Here is an 18,810-nt window from a genome sequence, read left to right as displayed (position 1 = left end):
GAGCGGACCGCCCGCAGTGAGACGTACCCCGGCTTCGCCGGCCGCAGCTGCGGGCCGGACCCGAGTGCCCGACCGATGTTCTAGGGTCGACAGGAGGTACGCGAGACGGGAGGCCCAGTGGCCGGGAGGCAGTACGTGGTCGAGTCCGAGTACGACGTGGTGGTGGTCGGCGCCGGCATGGCCGGGCTGGTGGCCGCACTCGACCTGGTCGCCGCCGGCCGCACGGTCACCGTGCTCGAACGCGAGGCGCGCCCGGGTGGCCGCGTCGCCTCCGACCACAGGTCCGGCTTCACGCTCGACCGCGGCTTCCAGGTGCTCAACACGTCCTATCCGCAGGTACGGCGACGGCTCGACCTGCCGGCACTGGACCCGCGGCCGTTCACCGCCGGGGCGCTGGTGCGGTACGCCGGGAAGCTGCACCGGCTGGGCGACCCGCGCCGCCACCCGGCCGACCTGCCCGCCACGATCGGTTCGGGACTGCTGCCGTGGCAGGCGAAGCTCGCACTGGCCGCCTACTCCGCCGACGTGGGGTTCGCACCCGTACGCCGGCTCCTCCAGGCGGAGGAGACCACGGCGGCGGAGTCGCTGGCCCGGCGCCGGCTCGGCGGCCCTGCGGTGGACAGGTTCCTGCGCCCGTTCCTGTCGGGCGTACTCGCCGAGGACCAGCTCACCACCTCCAGCAGGTTCGTCGACCTGGTGTGGCGCAGCTTCGTCCGCGGCACCGTCATCGTTCCGGCCGCCGGTATGGGAGCGATTCCAGCCCAGTTGGCCGCGCGACTGCCCGCGGGAACGCTGCGCACCGGTGTGCAGGTCGAGGAGGTGGCTCCGGGCAGTGTTCGGTACGACGGGCAGCAGGTGCGGGCGCGCGCCGTCGTGGTGGCCACCGATCCGGCGACCGCGGGAAGACTCCTGCCCAGCTTGAAGATTCCGCCTCTTCGCGGGCTCACGACCTACTACCACGCCGCGTCCGAACCACCCCTCGCCGAACCCACGCTGCTGCTCGACGGCGCCGACGACCGGATGATCGTCAACTCGGTCGTCCTCACCGCGGCCGCCCCGTCGTACTCCACCGACGGCCGGGCGCTGATCTCCACCTCCGTCCTCGGGCCGACCGGTCACGACGGCGGCGACCCGCCGGACGAGTCGGAGCTCCGGCCCCGGTTGTCCGCGCTGTACGGCGTACCCACCGACGCGTGGGAGCACGTCGACACCACCGTCGTCCGAGAGGCGCTGCCGGCCGCTCCGCCACCGCTCGGCGACCTGCGCAAGCCGGTCGACCTGGGCGAGGGACTGTTCGTGGCCGGCGACCACCGCGACACCCCGTCCACCCAGGGCGCGATGGCCAGCGGCACCCGGGCAGCTCGCGCCGTCCTGCGGCATCTCGGCGCGACGAGCTGACACCTTCGCAGCGGATGACCGACCGGTTCAGGCCGACCTCGGCTCGGCCCGCCCCGGTAAGTCGGCCCGGTGCCTACAGTGCCGAAGGTGCCGAACGTGCCGAGTGACCAGAGCGTGCCGACCGAGCGGACCGACGACGCGACCGACGGGACCGACGCGACCGCCGTTGCGATCCCGGTGATCGGGTCGCACGAGGTGGCCGACCCACCGGAGTGGGCCCTGCTGCAACGCGACCTGCTGGCCGCCTCGGAGCAGGCCGCGCTGGAGTTCGTCGACCGTTACGCGCGCCCGGACGGGACCCTGCCGTGGCGGGAGTCGTGGCCTGGGATGGACGGCTCGGACGACCCGTACGAGGGGTTCCAGGGGTTGCCGATGCTGTACCTGCTCGGCGGGCGTTCCGAACTCCTCGCCCTCGCCCGGCGCCAGTGGGACGCGATCACCTGGCAGTGGACGGAGTACGGCCAGATTCACCGCGAGTTCGACGCGTACTACGACTGGATGCACCACGGCGAGGCGAACAATCTTCTGTACCTGCTGGCGCTCGCCGACCCGACGAGTGTGAAGGAACGCCGACGGGCCGTGCGGTTCGCCGGCTTCTACACCGGCGAGGACCCGGAGGCGGCGAACTACGATCCGGTCCGGCGGCTGATCCGCTCACCACTGACCGGCTCGCGCGGCCCGCGGTTCACCGTCACCGCCGAGGACTGGAGCACCCACCGCGAGGTGCTGGACAACTACCCGCCGCCGTTCGAGGACCTGCCGGGTGTCACCGGGCCCACGTGCCCGTGGACCGACGACGCGACGTACGCGCACATCCTGGAACGGATGAACGCCCGGATGACCCGTGGCGACGTACCGCTGAACCTCACCGCGACCAGCCTGCTGACCCACGCGTACCTGTTCACCGGCGACGTTCGCTACCGCGACTGGGTGCTCGACTACCGCGCCGCCTGGCGGGAACGCGCCGAGCGCAACGGCGGCTTGCTTCCGGACAACGTCGGGCCCGACGACGTGATCGGGCAGTTCATGGACGGCGCGTGGTGGGGCGGCTACTACGGCTGGCGCTGGCCGCACGGTGCCCACCAGATCCTCGAGGCGGTGGCGATCGCCTGCACCAACGGCGTTCTCCTCGGCGGGACACTCTCGCAGCTGGACCTGATCCGTTCGCAACTCGACGCGTTGTGGGACCTCGGGCAAGACACGGTTGACGGCCGGATCGTCCCGCACCGGCATGTCGACTCCGGCTGGACGGACTACCGGCGGCCTGATGCGCGGGTGCCCGTCACGTGCTGGAGTCTGAGTCATGCGGCGGAGGATCTCGAACGCGTACTGCGGTTGCCGGGGTCGGCGGAGTGGGGTACGCCGACGGACCGGATCGCCAAGGCCAACGGTGCCGCCAACAGCGAGCACTGGTTCGCGTACGTGCGCGGCGCCAACCCGGACTACCCCGGGCAGATCCTGGCCACCAACCAACGCCAGCTTCGCGATCGTCTGGACCGGATTCGTTCCGACGACGGCGACCCTGCGGAGTGGGACGTCCACCACTGGCAGGACATGAGCCCGGTCTTCGCCGAAGGACTCGTGCAGACGATGCTGGGTGCGCCGCTGCACGTCTACCACGGCGGGCTGCAGTTCGCGACCGTACGCTACTTCGACCACCTCGCGCGGCGTCCCGGTTTGCCGCCCGACGTGGCCGCGTTGGTGGAGCATGTCGACGCCTCCTCGGCCACCGTGCACCTGGTCAACTGTGGGGTCGACGAAGGACGCGAAGTCGTCGTCCAGGCAGGCGGATTCGGTGAGCATCACTTCGAGTCCGTCACCGTGCTCGGCTCCCGTGAGGACCCTGACGGCAACGCGGGCTACGACCCCGGCGACAACCCGGGGCAAGTCGCGGTTGACAGCCGCTGGCTGCGGGTAAGCCTCGGCCCGGGTGGGCGGATCCGGCTGCGGGTAAGCCTCGGCCCGGGTGGGCGGATCCGGCTGCGGCTTTCCATGCGCCGCTTCGCCAACGATCCGTCGTACGACACTCCCTGGGTCGCCCGCTCCGACCAACCCGCACTGATCCGCTCCCGCGACCTCTCGGAGTTCGGCGGGTAGCCGGCATCCATCAGAACGGTGGCAGGTCATCGTCAGCTGACCGACTGCCTGCAGTGGCGGCTACCGGTTCGTCTATCGGGTCGGTGAGGGATGGTGCGCTGCTGTGGTACTGCCGGCCGAACGGGTCGGTGAGAGTGTGCTCTCCCGGCCCGGTCTGCTGGAGTTTCCAGTCCCTCTCGGTCTTCGCCTTGTGGTGGCGGGGGCACAAAGGCGCGATGTTGTCGACGGAGGTTTCCCCGCCGTCGGCGTACTCGGTGTTGTGGTCGAGGTGGCAGGTGGCGGCGGGCCTTCGGCAGGTGGTCCATACGCAGCGCTGGTCACGGGCATGTACAAGCTCGGCCTGCAGCCCCCGCAGGAACCTCGCCGGGATCGGATGCAGGTGCAGTAACCGTCCGGTGACCGGATGGGTGATGCCGACACTGAAGCGGGCTTCGGGGTTGTCGAGATGGTTCGCCACGATCCGGCGAGCCACCTCGGTAATGATGGGCCCGACTCCGCCGAGCTCACCGGGCCGGGTGGACAGTCCCATCAGCGTGGTCAACGGCATGTTCAGCTGGATCTTCGAGCGCGTTCGTATCGGACCCCAGCTCGGCTGCGAAGAGGTCCACGGCGGCGGTGGAGGTGTGGAGTTGCCTGTCGGCGGATCAGGCCGGCCCGGCGGATCGGGTGGATCCGGTGGGTCGGGGTTACCCGGCGGCTCGGCGGTGCGGGCGGCGGCCTCGTGGGCGGCGGTGTCGTGGACTCGGATGCCGTTCGTCGCGGCCGTACCGCACACTGTGCAGCTGGGGACCGGTGCCGGAGAACAGTTCCCACACTCACACCAGCTGTCGTGCAGGTCGTGGTCGGGGAACCGGTGCACAGCGCAGTGCCCCTCCCCACTCTGGTCGGTCTCATCCTGCGACCGCTCGGGCTCGGTCTCGGGCTCGGGCTCGGGCTCGGGCGCGGTCTCGGGCTGCTCGGTCTGGCTTTGCGCCCGCTCGTTCTCATCCTTCGCCGGCGCGTTCTCGCTCGCGGGCCGTATGTCGTCTTGGGCATGCGGCTCGTCTTCGACCTGCTCGGTGTCCACCTGCTCGGTGTCCACCTGCTCGGTGTCGGCCCACTCCTGTGGAAAGTCGCTTTCCGCAGGCCGCTGCCCAGAGTCGTCCTGCTCGAGGTCGTCCTGCTCAGACTCGCCTTGCTCAGACTCGCCTTGCGCCGCTGCGTTCTGTGCCGCCGCCTTCGTCTGCGTACTCTCGCCCTGGTCGGGGGTGGCTGTGGGGGCGGAGCAGTCGATGAGGTCGGCGATGCCGCTGAGCAGGGAGAAGGCGATGTCCGCGCGTAGCTGGCTCAGCTTGCGCGGGTCGCCGGCGGACTTCACCGCACGGGCGATCGCGTCGATGTAGCCGTACGCCTCGGCGGCCTGGTCAGCTGACAGGCCACGGATCGCGAGGTCGGCGACCCCGTCGACAGCCGGCCAGATCGCCACGTTCCGTCCGGTGCGTGCTTCCCGGTGCCGTTTACCGGCAGCCTCGGGATCGGCCTTGACGACCTCCGCCTCCACCTTGGCCCGCAACAACCCGCCCCGCAGTTCCAGCACCTTCGGGAAGATCGCGTCCTCGATCGCACCCCACAGATCTGGCTTCGCGTCGGTGATCCGGTCCACGATCGCCCGCACGTCGGGCAGCTCCAACTGCCCGGCCGCCAGCGCTGCTCGTGTGCGCGGCAGGCGAGGCAGGGTGAGGGCCAGCGCCAAATACCAGCTGGCGTGGTAGCCCGACCACCGCAGCAAAGGTTCGAGGACGGCCTGGGTCATCGGGTCCATCTCGGGACTGCGCACGGCCGGCTCGTCGGGCATCCCGGGTTCGGCGTAGGCCAGCTCGTTCACCTCGGCCAGGCACTCCGCCTCCGCCCAGCCGATCAACCGCCGCCACGCCCTGGCCCGCTCCTCCAACTCAAACCCGTTACACACCCCGCGATCCACCGACGCCAGCAACACCGCAAGCCGCGGCCCACCCCGCCACATGATCGACTCACGCTCGCAGAAAAACCCTTATCCACAAGGGAAATTGACGTCAACCTCAACCTGCGCCGACGCCCGGGATCAGACCACCCCTCCGCGTCAGACGGATGTGCGGGCGAGGCGGAAACCGAGGTCGTCGATCGCGAACGAGGGATGGCTGCGGCGCCGCACGGTGGCGCCGCAGCCACGTGCCTGCTCGGCCCACCCGCCGCCGCGGAAGATGCGGTAGGAGCCGTAGACCTCCTCGTCGTAGAGGTCCCAGCACCACTCCCACACGTTGCCCAGCATGTCGAACAGTCCCCACGGGTTCGGCGCCTTGCCGCCCATGTCGTGAACCCGGCCCCCGGAGTTGTCGGCGTACCACGCGATGTCGTCGAGTTCGCCGTACCGATATCCGGTGGTGCCCGCCTTGCAGGCGTACTGCCACTCCGCTTCAGTCGGCAGTCGGTAACCGTCGGCCGTGCGGTCCCAGATCACTTCGCCGGTGCGTGGTTCACGGGAGTACGCCGGGCCGAGTCCGTGCCGGCGGGAGAGCAGGTTGCACAGGTCCACCGCGTCGTGCCAGCTGACGTTCGTCACCGGCGACGCACCACTCCCCTGCGACGCATCACTCGCCGACGACTCCGGATCGGCACCGGTGACGGCCCGGTGCAGGTCCACCGTGACCGGGACGCTCGCCATCCGGAACGGCGCAAGCTCCACCTGCCACCGCGCGCCGATCCGGTCGTCGCGCAGGTCGACGTACCCGGCGGGGATGTCGACCATCGCCGGCACGGTCGGGTCGGCGGTGGGCAGACGCACGTGGAGTCCCTTCAGGTTGAACGGGCTCAGGAGTCGAGCCCGCCGCCACGATATGGGCCGCGAATGAGGGTACGCACACCGATTTGGACATTTGGGGACACACCAGCTATCTTTACCGCGCTGTCCGGCGGGGGCCGGACATGAACCAGGGGGGAAGGTCCAGGCGCGTTCGCGCCTGCTCGTCGCGCGGGCACATCAGCCCGGCGACACGAAGTTCTCGACACACTCACGCGGCCAGGCAGGCAGCGCGTCGTTCGCACGCGCCGGCAACCTGTGTCCAAAGGAGTGTCCGACCGAGCCGACGTCGTACCGAGGTGTGTTCTCGGCACGTCCTGAGCCGGCGGACCGTCCGCGAACTTCTTCGCGTACGCCGACACCGGGCAACGGTGTGGGCACGTGTGACCTCACCCCCCGCAGACGTCGACGAGGGTCGGCGTCCATACGACGAACCGGGGGGTTCTTGTGAAGAAGTTCGGTATCGGCTGCCTCGCCATCCTGGGTGGCGTCTTCGGGCTGGTCCTCATCATCAGCGTCGGAGCAATGCTGTCCGGCGGCGATGACGATGCCACGGCGAGCGACCAGACCACCACCAGCGTCGACGATTCCGCGGACGCCGCCGTCGCGGAGGACGCCAAGAAGGTCGACAAGAAGTCGACGGAAGCTACGAAGTCCGACGACAGCGAGAAGGCCGAGAAGGTCGAGAAGACCGCCGGCATCGGCGACCCGGTCCGCGACGGTGACTTCACCTTCACCGTCACGAAGGTGACGGACGGACCCGCGCGGATCGGCGACGAGTACCTCAACACCAAGCCGCAGGGCAAGTTCGTCTTCGTCCACGTGACGGTGGAGAACCACGGCAAGGAAGCCGGCACCTTCTTCGGCGACAACCAGTACCTCGTCGACACCCAGGGCCGCAAGGCCAGCGCCGACAGCGAGGCGGCCGTGTACCTCAAGGATGCGCAGTCGCTGCTGGAGGAGATCAACCCGGGCAACAAGCTGTCCGGCGTCGTGATCTTCGACGTCCCGAAGGACGCCACCCCGGCGAGCCTGGAGCTGCACGACTCGATGCTCTCCGGCGGCGTCAAGGTTGCTGTCAAGTAGTACTTGACCACCTGCGTCGTCGCTGAGCTGTCGCTGCACCGTTGTGGGGGACCACCTTCCGGTGGATCCCCCACAACTGCCGTCAAGCACGGCTTGCTGCCCCGGACGCCCGGAGGTGAGCGAGCGTGAGAAGAATGGCCGCATGATCGGCATTCCCACCACCGGACCCACGTCCCCGATCGCAACGTTGTACGTCGACGGTGCCTGGGTGCCCGCCGCTGACGGCGGCACCAGAGAGATCCGCTGCCCGGCGGACGGTTCGTACGTCAGGCACGTCAGCGAAGCCGGAACGGCCGACGTGGAACGCGCGATCGCCGCCGCCCGCACGGCGTTCGACACCGGGCCCTGGCCGCACACCCCGGCTGCCGAACGCGGCGACCTGCTGCTGCTGGTGGCCGAGCGGCTTCGTGCCCGGACAGAGGAGTTCGCCCGGGCGGAGTCCCTCGACACCGGCAAGCGGATCGTCGAGAGCCGGCTGGACATGGCCGACGTCGCCGCCTGCTTCAGCTACTTCGGCAAGCTCGCCGGCCTCGAGGCGGGCCGGCTCGTCGACGCCGGCGACCCGGGTGTGGTGAGCCGGATCAGCTACGAACCGGTCGGCGTGTGCGGGCTCATCTCACCGTGGAACTACCCGCTGCTGCAGGCGGCGTGGAAGGTCGCGCCCGCGCTGGCCGCCGGCAACACGTTCGTCCTCAAGCCGAGCGAGCTCACCCCCGGTACGGCCATCCTGTTGATGGACGTGCTCACCGAGGTGGGCCTGCCGGCCGGCGTGGCCAACCTCGTCCTCGGCGCGGGTCCCGTCGCGGGCGCACCGCTGTCGGAGCACCCGGACGTCGACCTGGTGTCGTTCACCGGTGGACTGGAGACCGGCCGCCGGATCGCCGCCTCCGCCGCCACGACGGTGAAGAAGGTCGCCCTCGAACTCGGCGGCAAGAACCCCAACGTCGTGTTCGCCGACGCCGACTTCGACGCCGCGCTGGACAACGCGCTGAACGCCGCGTTCGTGCACTCCGGCCAGGTGTGTTCGGCCGGTGCCCGGCTGGTCGTCGAGGAGTCGCTGCACGACCGGTTCGTCGACGAACTGGTCCGCCGCGCACGGATGATCCGGATGGGCGGGCCGTTCGACGACGACGCCGAGACCGGTCCGCTGATCTCCGCGGCCCACCGGGACAAGGTGACCGAGTACGTCCGCCGCGGTGTGGCCGAGGGCGCAACCCTGCGTTGCGGTGGGACCTGGGGTGAGGGTGACCTGGCGCACGGTTTCTACTTCGCACCAACGGTTCTCACCGACGTACGGCCGGGCATGTCCGTCGTACGCGACGAGGGCTTCGGCCCGGTGGTCACCGTGGAGACCTTCACCACCGAGGACGACGCGGTGCGCATCGGCAACGACACCGACTACGGCCTGGCCGCGGCGGTGTGGACCCAGGACGCCGGCCGGGCGCAACGGGTCGCTGCCCGGCTGCGGCACGGCACCGTCTGGATCAACGACTTCCACCCCTACCTCCCGCAGGCGGAGTGGGGAGGTTTCGGCCAGTCGGGCATCGGGCGCGAGCTCGGCCCGAGCGGGCTGGCGGAGTACCAGGAAGCCAAGCACATCTACCACAACATCGACCCCCAGGTGACCGGCTGGTTCACCGACCACGAGGCACGAGGCGGCACAACGCAGCCGCGACCGCACCTGTGATCACGCCCACGATCGTGCCGGTGACGAGACTGGACCCGACCGCGGCGGTGCGGATGATGCGTTCCTGCGCGGCCGGGTCCAGGTCGGCGAGGTTGCCGCCGAGCGCCGGTGGCCGAGCCCCGAAGCTCTGCTCCCACAGCAGTTGGTGCCCGGCCGCGAGGAACACCGCGTAGATCGCGCCGATCACCACGACGGTCAGGAACGGACGCGGCGGACGCCGCCACAGCACGGCCGCGATCCAGCACAGCGGTGGCAGGAACACGAAGAGACCGTTGACGAACGTGCCCTCCTCGATGACACCGAGGTCGTGCAGCACCACCCGGGGCGCGGCCAGCGCGGCGAGCCCCACCAGGGCCGGCCAGGAGAATCCCAGGGCGCGGGTCACCCGGCTCATCGGGCCACCTCCGCGGGATCGGTCGCGGACCCGGCGGCGGCCGCACGCGCGTTGGCACGGTCGCACCGTACGAACGCGGTGAACGCGAGCGCCGAGGTCACCGCGCCACCGGCCAGGCGTACCCAGTGCCCGGCGACGAACTCCTCCGCGACCTGGCGAAGGTACGCCGCGGAATGGGTGCCCACGGGGTCGACGAACATGATCTCGTTGCGCGGCCAGAAGAACAGCACGGAGAAGAGGAACTCGCAGGCGACGAAGACGGCCGCCGCCCCGGCGACCCACCAGCGCAAGCCGGGGTTGCGCCAGCTGAGCACGAACGCGAGCAGGCTGCTGATCGTCACGGTCGCGCCGAGCGGGGGGAAGTAGTCGCTCGGGCCGCCCTCGACCATGAACTCCCGTGCCCGGTCCAGCGACGCGGGCGCGTCACCGAAGATGTTCGGGTACAGCATCACGGTTTCGGCGGCGACTCCGCCGAAGGACAGCATCGCGCCCCACACCAGCACGACGAGCGCGATCCAGGTCAGTTTCGTACGGGACACTTTCGGTGGTCCTCCTGTCGTTCTCCGGCGCCGCGGACGACATCCGGGGCGCCTCTCCTTGGGGTCGTCGACGACGCTAGGTTCGGCAGGGGCCGGCGGTCTGCCGCGTGACAGCGCGATCACGGGTCGCTTCTCGACGTACGCGGGCACCCGGACCTGACGCCCGGCGGCGACTGTGGCCGCCGCCCGCGCCGGTCTACGCTCACTTGCGTGCCGGCAACCCAGCCCACCCGCACCGACGCGCTCCTCGCCGCCGCCACCTTCTGCCTGGTCGCGGCGGCCGCGGCGACCGCGCACGAGACCCCTGCCAGGGCGGTGCCGGCGTACTGCTTCGCGCTCGGGTTCGCGGTGGTGATCCTCTTCGGCCGGGGGTGGCCGGTGCCCGCGCTGCTGGCCACCGCGGCCGGCATCCTCGCCTACTACACGCTGGATCTGCCGCCGGTCGGGCTGGCCGCGCCGATCGCCGCCGTGCTCTACTCCGCCTCCGAACGGGGCCGGCTGGTGCCGGCCGCGATCGTCGGCGGCGGCCTACTCGCGGTCTCGATCCCCGTACGCCTGGTCGAAGGGGACGACCCGGCCGTCGTCGTGGGCTTCGAACTCGGCTCGGAGGCGGCGCTGATGGTCGCCGTGATCGCACTCGGCGACGCCGTCCGCAACCGCCGAGCCCTGCGGACCGAGCTGACCCGGCAGGCGGCGGCCGCCGACGAGGAACGCCTCCGCGAGGCCGCCCGACAGGTGGAGGCGGAGCGGCTGCGCATCGCCCGGGAAGTCCACGACACCCTCGGGCACACCATGTCGGTGATCACCCTGCAGTCCGCCGTGGCCGAGGAGGCGCTGGCCGACGGGCGGTCCGAGCCCGCCAGGGCCGCGCTGGCCGCGATCCACTCCGCCGGCGGCAGCGCGATGGCCGAGTTGCGCGCGACACTGCGCACGCTGCGGCGCGACACCGGCACCCGCGAGCCGACGCCCGGCATCGACCGGCTGCCGGCGCTGCTGGACGGCGTACGGCGAAGTGGGCTGACCGTCGACCTGTCGGTCACCGGCGACGTCGACGCGCTGCCGGCGGTGGTGGGCGCGACCGTCTACCGGGTCGTGCAGGAGGCGCTGACCAACGTCCTGCGGCACGCCCTCGCCACCAGGGTGACGGTCACGATCTCACTCGCCGCCGGGCAGCTGTCGCTGGACGTGGTGGACGACGGACGGGGTATGCCCCCGAATTCCCAACCAGGCAAGGAAGGTCAGGGGCTGCGCGGCATGACCGAGCGCGTCGCGCTGCTCGGCGGGACCGTGGAGACCGGCCGTGCGGACAGCGGATCCGCGGGGCCTGGTGGCTTCCGGGTGCGGGTCCGCCTGCCGCTGAGCCGAGGTGAGGCATGACCGGGATCCGGGTCGTCCTGGTCGACGACCAGTACCTCGTCCGCACCGGGCTGCGCGCCCTGCTCGACCGCGCACCGGACATCGCCGTCGTCGGTGAGGCGGGCGACGGAGCGACCGCGCTCGGCGTCGTCCGCGCGCAGCGACCCGACGTCGTTCTGATGGACGTACGCATGCCCGGCACCGACGGGCTGGAGGCGACGCGACGGATCCTCGACGACCGCGACCTGAGCGACGTCCGCGTGGTGATGCTGACGACCTTCGACGACGACGAGTACCTCTTCGAGGCCATCCGCGCCGGGGCCGCCGGCTTCCTCCTCAAGGACACCGCGCCGGATGCTCTGCGCGATGCCGTCCGTACGGTGGCGGGCGGGGACGCGCTGCTGTCCCCGGCCGTCACCCGGCGGGTGCTCGCCGCGGCGGCCCGGTCGCCGGTGGCGGATCCGGCCCGGCTCGACGGTCTCACCGACCGCGAACGCGACGTTCTCGCGCAGGTCGGCGCCGGGCGGTCGAACGCGGAGATCGGGAGCGTTCTCCATCTGAGCCCGGACACCGCCCGCACCTACGTCAGCCGGCTGCTGGCCAAGCTGAACGCCCGCGACCGTTCGCAGCTGGTGGTGATCGCCTACGAGAGCGGGCTCGTCCGCCCCGGGCAGAGCTGATCATCGGTCGATCGTCACCCGCGGGAGCCGGCGCAGCCACCGTGGCAGCCACCAGGCGCGGGGGCCGAGCACCTGCATCACCGCCGGCAGCACCAGGCAGCGGATGACCACGGCGTCGAGGAACACCGCGACCGCCAGGCCGAGCCCGAACTGCTTGAGCATCCGGCCCGGATCGAGCAGGAACGCCCCGAAGACCACGATCATGATCGCCGCCGCCGCGGTCACCACCCGGGCGGTGGTGGCCAGGCCCTCGCTGATGGCGTGGGAGGCGTCGCCGGTCCGCTCCCACTCCTCGTGCATGCGGGAGAGCAGGAACACCTCGTAGTCCATGGACAACCCGAACACGATGGCGAAGATCATCACGGGGACGAACGCCTCCACCGGGCCCGGCTCCACGCCGAAAAGCCCACCGGCGAAGCCGTTCTGGAAGACCAGCGTGACCACGCCGAGGGACGCGCCGACACTGAGCAGGTTGAGGACGGCCGCCTTCACCGGGATCAGCACCGAGCGGAAGACCAGCATCAGCAGGAGGGCCGACAGCCCGACCACCACGCCCACGAACAGCGCCAACCGGTCCTTGACAGCGGTGGAGAAGTCCGCCACCGCCGCGGTCGCACCGCCGACCAGGAACGTCGCGCCGGTGTCCCGCGCCACGTCGGGCAGGACGTCGGTACGCAGCCGGTCCACCAGGTCGGCCGTCGCGGTGTCCTGCGGCTTGGAGTCCGGGAAGACCAGCAACGTGGACACCCCTGCCCGTTTCGCCGGCATCGGCGGGGTCACCTCGGCCACGCCGTCCGCGTTCGCCAGGGCACGCTGCGCGGCCTGTGCGGCCGGTTCGCCACCCTCGGCGAGCACCAGCAAGGGGCCGTTGACACCGGGCCCGAATCCCTTCGCCAGCAGGTCGTACGCCTGTCGGCTGGTCTTCGTCGCCGGGTCGTTCCCGGCGTCGGCGAACCCGAGGTGGAGGTCGAGCAGCGGCACGCACAGGGCCATCAGTGCGACCACCGGCACCACGATCGCGAGCACCGGCCGCCGCTGCACCGCGGTGGACCAGCGCCGCCACCGCGCACCCTCGGCCGTCCTCGCCCGGGCGGCGTGCCGGCGTACGGCGCGCTCGATCCGGCCGCCGAGGATGGCCAGCAGGGCAGGCAGCAACGTCAGCGACGCGAGCATCGTGACCAGCACGGTGAGCGCGACCGCCACGGCGACACCCTGCAGGGATCCGAGTCCGAGAACCGCCAGCCCCATCAGGGCGATGATCACCGTGCCGCCGGCGAAGAACACCGTCCGGCCGGCGGTGTCCAGGGCGGCCCGCGCCGCCTGGTCACGGTCGAGACCCCGCAGCAGTTCGGTCCGGAACCGGGAGAAGATCAGCAGGGCGTAGTCGATCCCGACGCCGAGCCCGACCAGCACCATCAACGGCGTGGTGAAGTCCGCCACCACGGCGACGTGCGAGGCGAGCGCGACCAGACCGACGGTCGCACCGACGGCGAACACCGCGATCACGATCGGCAGGCTCGCGGCCAGCACCGAACCGAACATCAGCACCAGGATCACCAGCGCGGCGAGCAGGCCGATCCCCTCGGCCGCACCGCCACCGCTCTCCTCCGCGCCACGCACCGCGTCACCGCCGAGCGCGACCTTCAGACCGGCACCATCGGCCCGCTGTGCGGTGTCGATGATCGTCCGCACCGCCTCGGCGGGCACCTCCTGGGAGGGCGCGTCCAGCAGCACGGTCGCGTAGGCGATGGTGCCGTCGTCGGCGACCGCGTACCGCGCCGCGTACGGACTGGTGACGTCGGCCACGTGCGGCAGTTCGCGGACGGCGGCGAGCATCCGGGTCACCCGCACCTTCGTGCCGGCCGACGCGATGCCGGCGGGGGCCTCCACGACGATCGAGATCGTGCCGCCCGCCTGCACCGGCGACTCCGCGGCCAGCCGGTCGGCCACCTGCTGGGACTCCGTACCCGGCAGCGAGAAGTCGTTCTGGTACGCCGATCCGACCGCCTGGGCGGCCACGGTGGCCCCGACGAGCACGGCCGCCCACAGCACGAGAGCCCGCCATCGGTGCCGCGCCGACCAGCCGGCCAGCCGTGCGAAGACGCTGCCCCTGCGGCCGGCCGGCCGGGAGCCGGGGGACGAATCGGGCGACGAATCGGGCGAGGACCCTGACGGGGAAGGGATGCGGGACTCGACCCGCGGCTGTTCAGCCATCGCTACGCACCTCCTGTGGTGACGCGGCGACGCTACGAACGCCGGGCACTCACCGGGAACGCCCCGCGGGAGGGTCCTCGCGTACCCCCACGGTGGTACGGAAAGTGCTCCCGCCGAGGGACCCGCCGGGCGGGTGGGACCACCTACGCTGGGCGGGTGCTCCGACGAACCCGGGTCCGGATCCCCTACGCCACGGTGGCGATCGACGTCGTGGTCGCCGCGGTGGCGTTCGTCGTCTCGATGGGCGTACTCACCTCCGGCGGGTTCGGCACTCCCGACCCGGGCACGCGTGGGCTGGACGCGACCGCCGTCGTCCTCGGCGCGCTGGCCACCCTCCCCCTGGTCGCCCGCCGGTTCGCGCCGCTCGCGGTCTACCTGCTGACCGCCCTCGCCACCGTGACGCTCCTCTACCTGCGCTATCCGTTCGAGCTTCCGCTGGGCGTGTTGATCGCGGCGTACGAGGTGGCCACCGCCTACAGCGGTGCGGGCCGGCAACGGCGGATCGTCGCGATGGTCGCGATCGGGGCGTTCGTCCCGCTCATCACGCTCGCCTACTGGCTGGCGGGGGTCAACGTCGAGTCGATCCTTTCCGGTCTGCTGCTGTGGGTCGCGATCTTCGCCGGCATGTGGATCGCCGGGGACCGGACCCGGCTGCGGCGCGAACGCCTTGCCGGGCTGGAGGACCAGGCCCGGCGTTCGGTCCGCGACACCGAACGCGAACGCCGGCTCGCGGTGGCGGAGGAGCGCACCCGGATCGCCCGGGAGTTGCACGACTCGGCCGGGCACGCCATCAACGTGATCCTCGTCCAGGCAGGCGCGGCCCGGCTGCTGCAGGAACGCGACCCGGCGGGTTCCCGGCAGGCGATCGCGACGATCGAGGACGTGGCCCGTACGACGATCACCGAGATCGACCGGCTGGTGCACGCGCTACGCGAGGACGACCCGGCCGTTCCGCCGACGCCCGCCGATCCGGGCGCCCTGGCCGAGCTGCTGAGCAGCCGACGCTCCGACGGGTTGGCGCTCACCAGCGAGGTGCGCGGCGAGCCCCGGCCGCTGCCGCGCGGGGTGGCCTGGGCCGCCTACCGCATCCTGCAGGAGGCGCTCACCAACGCGGCCCGGCACGGCAGCGGGACCGCCCACGCCGTGGTCGAGCACAGGCCGGACGCGATCGAGATCACGGTGACGAACCCCGTCCCGGAATCCGTACGCGCCCTCGCCTCCGCGCCGGCCGTTTCCTCCGACGGGCCGGTCACCGGAGCACCGCACACACCGGGCACCCGGCACGGCATCATCGGGATGCGCGAACGTGCCACCCTGCTCGGAGGGTCCTTCGAGGCCGGCGCCGACCACGGCACGTTCCGGCTGTCGGCCCTGCTGCCCTTCGACGGGGGCGCCCGGTGAGCAACGAGAGCGACGGGAGCAACGGGTGAACGACGACGGGAGCGGTCCGGGCGCCGCGCTGCGGGTGCTGGTGGTCGACGACGACGATCTGATGCGGGCCGGGCTTCGTGCCGTCCTGTCCACCGACGACACGATCGAGGTCGTGGGCGAGGCGAGCAACGGGCGGGAGGCCGTCGAGCAGGTCCGCCGGCTCCACCCGGACGTCGTGCTCATGGACGTACGCATGCCGGAACTCGACGGCATCGCCGCCACCCGCACCATCGTCGAGGCCGGTCCCGAAACGCGGATCCTCGTGCTCACGACGTTCTCCGACGACGAGTACGTCTACGGCTCGCTCGCCGCCGGCGCGTCCGGCTTCCTGCTCAAGCGCACCCGGCCCGAACACCTCATCGCCGGAATCCACACGGTCGGCGCGGGTGAGTCCCTGCTGTCCCCCGCCGTCACCCGTACCGTCATCGACCGGATGACCAGCCAGGGACGCCATCCGGTCGATCCCGCGGCTCTCGGCAGGCTGCGCGCGCTGACGCCTCGCGAACGCGAGGTGCTCGAGCTCGTCGGCCGTGGACTGTCCAACGCCGAGATCGCGGGCACGTTGTTCGTGGAGGAGTCGACGGTGAAGACGCACGTGAAACGGCTCCTCGCCAAGCTCCATCTGCGCGACCGGGTGCAGGCGGTCATCCTGACGTACGAAACGGGTCTGGTGCGGCCGGGCGAGCAGCCCTCGGCCGGCAGCTGACCGGCTCGACAACTCAGCGGGTGCGCGCGGCGCAGGTGACGCAGGTCGTGGTGGCGGGGCGGATCCGCAGGCGCTCGACCGGGATGGGCCGCCCGCAGCGCTCGCATCTGCCGTACGTCCCGGCGGCCATCCGGTCCAGCGCAAGGTCGAGTTGACGCAGGTGTTCGTGAGTCTGGTCGAGCAGTGCCTGCACGTGTGCGCGTTCGAACGCGGTGGACGATCCCTCCGGGTCGTGCTCGTCGTCGGTGGCCACCAGTGCGGCCGACTCGACGATGCCGGTCAGGTCGCGGGTGAGGAAAGCCAGCCGCCCGGCGGTGCGTTCCCGGTCCTCTTCCACCAGGGCGCGTAGCTCGGCCAGGTCGTCGCTCGGCAACCCGGCGTCACCCATGCCGGTGTCACTCATGCCGGTCGCGTTTCTCGGGTACGCCCGCCGACAGCATCCTGGTCACGGTTCGCTGGTACGCCTCGAAGTCCATGTCCGGCAGCACCGCGCGGTGCAGCAGCAGTCCGTCGATCAGTGCCGCGAACACCCCGGCGGACACGATCGGGTCGGGGTGCCCGCATGCCGCCAGCCAGTCGGCGAACCGCTGCCGGATCTCCTCGATCAGGGTGGCGAACTCCGCGCGCAGGGCGTCGTCGCGGGTGGCGGCGAGGAAGCCCTCCACCATCAGCAGCGACGCCGGGTCGGTGCCGGTGTAGGGCCGCAGGAAGCCGAACAACGTGTCCACTCCGGTGCGGACGTCGGCGGCCTGGCTCAGGACGTCCACCAACTGGAAGACCATCTCGCGGGCCGTACGCATCACCGCCTCGCGCAGCAGGTCGGCCACCGAGGAGAAGTGGTAGTGCACCAGCGCCGGGTTGACCCCGGCCCGCTCGGCGACCAGCCGGGTGGAGACCGCACCCCAGCCGACCTCCCCGACCAGTTGTGCGGCGGCGTCCAGCAGCCTGGTTTTGGTGGCTTGGCCCCTTCCGGAGGACGCCTGCCCGCGGCCGGAGGGCTCCTGACCGCGGCCGGAGGACGCCTGCCCACCTCCGCCGGTCACCCTCGCGCACCCGGGATTCGCACGTCGCCTCCGTGATTGGTCGGTCGCCCAGGACGCTAACACGTACCGGTACGGTGTCGAGGTGACCGAGCGATTCCAGGTGGTCCCCGCCGCGTACGTGATGTTCCTCCGCACCGTCGACGGCACCGAGCAGGTGCTCCTTCAGCTACGCCAGGGCACCGGCTACATGGACGACCACTGGGCGATGGCCGCGGCCGGGCACGTCGAGGCCGGCGAGTCGGTGTTCGAGGCGGCGTGCCGGGAAGCCGAGGAGGAGCTCGCGGTGAAGATCGAACCGGCCGACCTCACGCCGCTCACCGCCATGCACCGCACCGGCCGTACCGGCGACCCGATCGACGAACGGGTCGACTTCTTCCTGCAGTGCCGCACCTGGACCGGCGAGCCCCGACTGGTCGAGCCGGACAAGACCGCCGACCTGCGGTGGTTCGCGCTGGACGACCTGCCCGAGCCGGTCGTACCCCACGAACGCTTCGTCCTGGACCGCGTGCGCGCCGGCGGCATCGACCCCGTCGTCAGCTTCGGCTTCACCGGCCCGACGCTCCCGCACGACAAGCGTTCCTAGAACGTCACGGCCAGGCCGCCGTCGACCGGGACGATCGCGCCGCACACGTACGCCGCGGCCGGTGAGGCGAGGAACGCCACCACGTCGGCCACCTCGGCTGCCGTACCGGCACGTCGCATCGGGATCCGCCCGCCCCGGACGTAGACCGCCCGGAACTCCTCGCTCTCCAGCTCGTTCTCCCCGTCCACGACCGACATCGGGGTGTCCACGAAGCCCGGCGCGACCGCGTTCACCCGGATGCCGTGGTCGGCGAGTTCGATCGCGAGGCATCGGGTGAGCTGGTCGACCGCACCCTTGCCCGCGTTGTAGTGGCTGGACTCCGCCAACCCGCGGTTGCCGTTGATCGAGGAGACGTTGACGATGACGCCGCCGGTGCCGCGGGCGACCATCCGGGCGGCGACCTCCCGGGAGAAGAGGTAGGCGCCCTTCACCAGCACGTCGAACGTACGGTGCCAGACCGGCGTGGGCGCCTCGACGAACCGCACCGGCTCGAAGATCCCGGCGTTGTTGACCACGACGTCGATCGGGCCGGCCTGCTCCTCCGCCGTACGCACCACGCGTACGACGTCCTCCTCGACGGTGACGTCGGCGGCCGCGAAGGTGACGTCCAGCCCCTCCGCGCGCAACGCGTCCCGGGCCTGCTCCCCGGCCTCGGCGCGGCGGTCGACGATGACGACGCGGTCGCCGCCGCCGGCCAGCCGCCGGGCGGTCGCCAGCCCGATTCCGCTGGCACCCCCGGTGACCAGTGCGACCCGCCCGGCGCCAGTCATCGCGTACTCCT

At 71.3% G+C, this 18,810-nt stretch carries 17 protein-coding genes; 9 read left to right on the top strand and 8 right to left on the bottom strand.

The annotated features are described in order from the left end of the window. The first annotated feature begins 135 nt into the window (after positions 1 to 135). On the top strand, positions 136 to 1,398 hold the full coding sequence (locus tag FHR37_RS28845; RefSeq protein WP_275936402.1) for a protoporphyrinogen/coproporphyrinogen oxidase: 1,263 nt from the start codon (positions 136 to 138) through the stop codon (positions 1,396 to 1,398). Positions 1,399 to 1,494: 96 nt separating this feature from the next. Continuing rightward, positions 1,495 to 3,495, top strand: coding sequence for a hypothetical protein (locus tag FHR37_RS28840; protein WP_139239103.1), 2,001 nt, complete (start codon positions 1,495 to 1,497; stop codon positions 3,493 to 3,495). 10 nt (positions 3,496 to 3,505) lie between these two features. Here FHR37_RS28840 and FHR37_RS28835 read toward each other — a convergent pair whose 3' ends face one another. Together FHR37_RS28835 and FHR37_RS28830 are read right to left on the bottom strand one after the other, a co-directional pair. Then, entirely contained in the window at positions 3,506 to 5,443 is a 1,938-nt protein-coding gene (locus FHR37_RS28835; RefSeq protein ID WP_179771035.1) for an HNH endonuclease signature motif containing protein, read from the bottom strand. Between the two features lie 150 nt (positions 5,444 to 5,593). After that, positions 5,594 to 6,295 carry a formylglycine-generating enzyme family protein gene (locus FHR37_RS28830; protein ID WP_237768986.1) on the bottom strand — a complete coding sequence of 234 codons (702 nt, stop codon included), beginning with the start codon at positions 6,293 to 6,295 and terminating at the stop codon, positions 5,594 to 5,596. A gap of 462 nt (positions 6,296 to 6,757) precedes the next feature. Between FHR37_RS28830 and FHR37_RS28825 the strand changes: the two genes are divergently transcribed. After that, positions 6,758 to 7,396 (top strand): DUF4352 domain-containing protein, encoded by a 639-nt coding sequence (locus FHR37_RS28825; RefSeq protein WP_092886466.1) that lies wholly within the window; start codon positions 6,758 to 6,760, stop codon positions 7,394 to 7,396. A 142-nt stretch (positions 7,397 to 7,538) separates the two neighbouring features. Next, positions 7,539 to 9,083, top strand: a complete 1,545-nt coding sequence (locus FHR37_RS28820; protein WP_092886468.1) for an aldehyde dehydrogenase family protein — start codon at positions 7,539 to 7,541, stop codon at positions 9,081 to 9,083. Here FHR37_RS28820 and FHR37_RS28815 read toward each other — a convergent pair. Continuing rightward, entirely contained in the window at positions 9,031 to 9,477 is a 447-nt protein-coding gene (locus tag FHR37_RS28815) for a hypothetical protein (RefSeq protein ID WP_092886470.1), read from the bottom strand. The genes FHR37_RS28820 and FHR37_RS28815 overlap by 53 nt on opposite strands. Further along, a complete protein-coding gene (locus FHR37_RS28810; protein WP_202818278.1) occupies positions 9,474 to 10,016 on the bottom strand; it encodes an anthrone oxygenase family protein in 543 nt (180 codons plus the stop codon). Before FHR37_RS28810 ends, FHR37_RS28815 begins: the two co-directional genes overlap by 4 nt. Before the next feature lie 210 nt (positions 10,017 to 10,226). Between FHR37_RS28810 and FHR37_RS32165 the strand changes: the two genes are divergently transcribed. Together FHR37_RS32165 and FHR37_RS28800 are read left to right on the top strand one after the other, a co-directional pair. Then, entirely contained in the window at positions 10,227 to 11,393 is a 1,167-nt protein-coding gene (locus FHR37_RS32165; RefSeq protein ID WP_092886472.1) for a sensor histidine kinase, read from the top strand. Continuing rightward, the gene (locus FHR37_RS28800; protein WP_092886474.1) at positions 11,390 to 12,052 is read left to right on the top strand and encodes a response regulator transcription factor; all 663 of its coding nucleotides are present in this window, start codon (positions 11,390 to 11,392) and stop codon (positions 12,050 to 12,052) included. Before FHR37_RS32165 ends, FHR37_RS28800 begins: the two co-directional genes overlap by 4 nt. Here FHR37_RS28800 and FHR37_RS28795 read toward each other — a convergent pair whose 3' ends face one another. Further along, positions 12,053 to 14,266, bottom strand: coding sequence for an MMPL family transporter (locus tag FHR37_RS28795; RefSeq protein WP_092886476.1), 2,214 nt, complete (start codon positions 14,264 to 14,266; stop codon positions 12,053 to 12,055). Between the two features lie 156 nt (positions 14,267 to 14,422). Between FHR37_RS28795 and FHR37_RS28790 the strand changes: the two genes are divergently transcribed. Then, entirely contained in the window at positions 14,423 to 15,667 is a 1,245-nt protein-coding gene (locus FHR37_RS28790; RefSeq protein WP_237768987.1) for a sensor histidine kinase, read from the top strand. Positions 15,668 to 15,692: 25 nt separating this feature from the next. Then, positions 15,693 to 16,403, top strand: coding sequence for a response regulator (locus tag FHR37_RS28785; protein ID WP_269086097.1), 711 nt, complete (start codon positions 15,693 to 15,695; stop codon positions 16,401 to 16,403). A 13-nt stretch (positions 16,404 to 16,416) separates the two neighbouring features. Here FHR37_RS28785 and FHR37_RS28780 read toward each other — a convergent pair whose 3' ends face one another. Together FHR37_RS28780 and FHR37_RS28775 are read right to left on the bottom strand one after the other, a co-directional pair. Further along, complete coding sequence (locus tag FHR37_RS28780) at positions 16,417 to 16,806, bottom strand: TraR/DksA family transcriptional regulator (protein ID WP_092886478.1); 390 nt, start codon at positions 16,804 to 16,806, stop codon at positions 16,417 to 16,419. Next, positions 16,799 to 17,446 (bottom strand): TetR/AcrR family transcriptional regulator, encoded by a 648-nt coding sequence (locus FHR37_RS28775; RefSeq protein ID WP_092886480.1) that lies wholly within the window; start codon positions 17,444 to 17,446, stop codon positions 16,799 to 16,801. Before FHR37_RS28775 ends, FHR37_RS28780 begins: the two co-directional genes overlap by 8 nt. An 82-nt stretch (positions 17,447 to 17,528) precedes the next feature. Between FHR37_RS28775 and FHR37_RS28770 the strand changes: the two genes are divergently transcribed. Beyond that, a complete protein-coding gene (locus tag FHR37_RS28770) occupies positions 17,529 to 18,029 on the top strand; it encodes an NUDIX domain-containing protein (RefSeq protein ID WP_092886482.1) in 501 nt (166 codons plus the stop codon). On the opposite strand, the gene FHR37_RS28765 is transcribed toward FHR37_RS28770, so the two are convergent. Further along, the gene (locus tag FHR37_RS28765; RefSeq protein ID WP_092886483.1) at positions 18,026 to 18,799 is read right to left on the bottom strand and encodes an SDR family NAD(P)-dependent oxidoreductase; all 774 of its coding nucleotides are present in this window, start codon (positions 18,797 to 18,799) and stop codon (positions 18,026 to 18,028) included. The genes FHR37_RS28770 and FHR37_RS28765 overlap by 4 nt on opposite strands. Between the last annotated feature and the right edge of the window lie 11 nt (positions 18,800 to 18,810).

The organism is Actinopolymorpha cephalotaxi (assembly GCF_013408535.1).
GTDB lineage: Bacteria > Actinomycetota > Actinomycetes > Propionibacteriales > Actinopolymorphaceae > Actinopolymorpha > Actinopolymorpha cephalotaxi.
Note: the sequence above shows the minus strand (reverse complement) of the source record. Positions and strands in the feature narration are given on the sequence as shown.